At 43.1% G+C, this 955-nt stretch carries 1 protein-coding gene; it reads right to left on the bottom strand.

Annotated elements, in window-relative coordinates; translation table 11 throughout:
• Nucleotides 1-161 precede the first annotated feature (161 nt).
• A partial coding sequence (locus A3735_RS06955; RefSeq protein WP_197485725.1) for a methyl-accepting chemotaxis protein occupies nucleotides 162-955 on the bottom strand: 794 nt, incomplete at its 5' end.

Below are 955 nucleotides of genomic sequence, written 5' to 3'. Positions count from 1 at the left end.
GCTATGATTAATACGCCACTTTTTTTGCTTTTGAAAGCAGACCTAAACCTAGCATTGCCGGCGAGATCTAAAGCAAGCATTTCGAAGCGCCACAAGCCTCATATTGGCGGGCTGTTTTTCACCTTCTGAAACAGAGGTAATATTGCAAGGTCTAAGAAATTCTAACGGTGCTGGATAAATTCATTAAGAATATCCAATACGCTATCTGATAAGCCAATAAGCTCTTCAACTGCACCCTGCAGAGATAATGGTTCAGCGCCTGCTCGTGCGACCTTATAGATTTCTATGCCCTTAGCGTGTACTTTCGGATGAACATCTTCATAAAGCTCTTTGAAGCGACTCTTGGAACTTAGCTGCTGTCCTTTATCAGACATTAGGTATTTCCCAAGGCGACATTGGGTATGATCTTTTAGCTCACTCTCTTGTACGCTGTTTTGTCCAAATAATGCAAAACGGATAACCTTATCTACCCACACAATATGGTCACTCTTGGCCATGCGAAGCAGTACATCATCGTTGCTTACATCAAAGTAGCTCAAACACTCTACTTGCAGGTCACGTAGATATTCGACATTTTTATACATATCTTTGAAAATGGTGAATGATTCATTAATGCCATCAGCGGTATTTTGCACACCTCTTGCCATATCTTGTGCTACGGAAGCTTGCTCTGTTGCTGCTGAGGCAATTTGAGCTGTTGCATCAACATTTTCTGTAGCAGCGGTTTGAGCATCAGAAATTGTTTGAACTAACTGTTTTCGGTCTTGATGAGAGTCTTCTAGTACACCAATAGTTTCTCCTACGATGCGTTCTACATCATTAGCTCCATTTACTACACCGCTCACAATAGATTGAATTTCACTCGCTGCTTCAGCACTGCGGTGAGCGAGTCCACGCACTTCATCGGCGACTACGGAAAATCCGCGTCCAAACTCTCCTGCTCGTGCGGCTTCAA

This window comes from Oleiphilus sp. HI0061 (assembly GCF_001635675.1).
This window is presented reverse-complemented; position numbering and strand designations above follow the sequence as displayed.